The sequence below is a fragment of the Spirosoma spitsbergense DSM 19989 genome (genome assembly GCF_000374085.1).
GTDB lineage: Bacteria > Bacteroidota > Bacteroidia > Cytophagales > Spirosomataceae > Spirosoma > Spirosoma spitsbergense.
In genome coordinates, this window is sequence record NZ_KB893509.1 from 1 (window position 1) to 1,857 (window position 1,857).

The window sequence follows — 1,857 nt, forward strand, 5'->3', positions numbered from 1 at the left end:
GCATCAACGAGGGCATGTAATTCTTCTCTGGTCATGGGAACAAGGGCTTTTTGAGGCTATGTCAACAAGATACTGGTATTTTTGAAATGCACCCCACTGAACCGCCACTTTTGCCAAACCCGTGTTAGCGGTTCGTTGTTTTTTGTTTATTTCAAAAGTCTTTTCATTGCCATAATATAACCTGTATGAAGTCCTTCGTGAAATAGTATGAAATTTATTGCTTCGTCTATGTTTGTTATTTCTACACCATATGGAGTGGTAAATGTCCCATAGTTAGAAAATGCACTTTGGTTATAATCGGTTTCTAATTTGTCAAGTACAGATAGGAATAATGTTTTAATTGTATTTATTTCATCTGCTTGAATAGGACTATTAGGTTTTGTTTGCGGCTTGTAGTCAGTGAAATATTGTTCGTCTACTATTGGTTTTAAACCTGCTCGCAAATAGCAAAGTCCTTGCTGGCTTACTATGAGATGCCCCAAATTCCAAATAATGTTATTGTTAAATCCTAAAGGGATTTCATTTAGTTGCTCCGCACTTAAATCTTTAATTAAGTCAAGCAAATATGTTCTTGTATTTTTTAGTCGTTCAATTTCTCTATTCATTTTATTTATTTATTAATTGGAACTCCGCTTACTGCAATTACTTGCCAATTGTCATTACACAACTTCCAAACTCTGATATATCGAAATTGTTGACTAATTATTTGCTCATTGTATTTTCCAGTCATTTCTAAATTAACAGAAACAACAGCGGTGTCGTCAATCAAATTTATTTTTTGGTCTTTTGATTTAATTGAAGTCATTGCAGTTTCTCCTTTTCGATAATTGTCTAAAACCATGGATTTCGTCACAGAAAGACCATTTGGTAATATAAAAAGAGCACTGTCGTGAATTAAGGAGTCTAAACTAATTAGATCTTTTTTGGTAAAGGCTTCTAATAGTTTACTTTCACATTCCATAATATAATTTTTGATATTGATTATCATGTTTAAAAGTTTACGTTTTTTTTGTTAAACTAAATTTTTGTCTTTAAATTGGTGATTCATAGTCGTCGTTTACAATGACCGCTAACGTTTTGCAGCTACCCGAAGGGCGAGCCTTTTACCACGAAACTTGATTTGAAAAACTAATGTTTGGTTAACCACAAAACTGTCTTTGGAACGCGAAACCCTGCCTTTTGGGTAGGTGCTGTTAGCGGTTCGGGCTTTCTTTGCTTGACTTTTTCTATGATTCAAACTTATCATCATTGTTTCTCAATGTAATATTTAAGTTCCAAGTTCATCTTTTTAAATCCGTCAGGTGCCGTCTTCATCATTGGAAGTTGTCTGAATATTTGGGATAAAATTCCTCTATATTCTTCTCTATTTGTGAGTAGAGTTTTTCCGCTTCCAAGGTCTTTTAATTCAAAGAAATGTTCCCCATCAAAAATTCTTGGAAGTCCAGTTTTTGCAATCCAAGCAAATAGTTTCTTGTCCTGCCAATACGATATGTCCGGTTTAAACTCGTATGGTTCTGCGCCTGTTGCTGAAAGTTTTAGATGAAGTTTTCCATGTGGTTTTACTGTCCCACCCAAAAAAGTTAATTGTGAGTTCCAATTTTTATAATTCTCAAAGTCAATTATTGTCGCCCAGACCTTGTCTGTTGATGCGTTGATTTCGATATCATCTCGAATTTCAAAGCTTGTCCTACTCAAAAGTAAGAATACTAAAATTGTAATTGATAAAATAATCCACATACGTCTTTTTGTTTTGTTAGTAATTTTATGGTACTCTGACAATTCTTGTGGTCAGATGGCTTGGGCTAGTACTCTGAGCCGAAGATGAGCGAAATTTGGTAGCCCATAACTGATCCGTTT

Annotated in this window: 3 protein-coding genes; all 3 read right to left on the minus strand. The window is 34.4% G+C overall.

Annotated elements, in window-relative coordinates; all coding sequences use genetic code 11:
* Positions 1–146 precede the first annotated feature (146 nt).
* Entirely contained in the window at positions 147–605 is a 459-nt protein-coding gene (locus B157_RS0112725; protein WP_020603707.1) for a DinB family protein, read from the minus strand.
* 5 nt (positions 606–610) lie between these two features.
* Positions 611–988, minus strand: coding sequence for a nuclear transport factor 2 family protein (locus B157_RS0112730; RefSeq protein WP_020603708.1), 378 nt, complete (start codon positions 986–988; stop codon positions 611–613).
* A 257-nt stretch (positions 989–1,245) separates the two neighbouring features.
* A complete protein-coding gene (locus B157_RS0112735; RefSeq protein ID WP_020603709.1) occupies positions 1,246–1,737 on the minus strand; it encodes an SRPBCC domain-containing protein in 492 nt (163 codons plus the stop codon).
* Positions 1,738–1,857 lie beyond the last annotated feature (120 nt).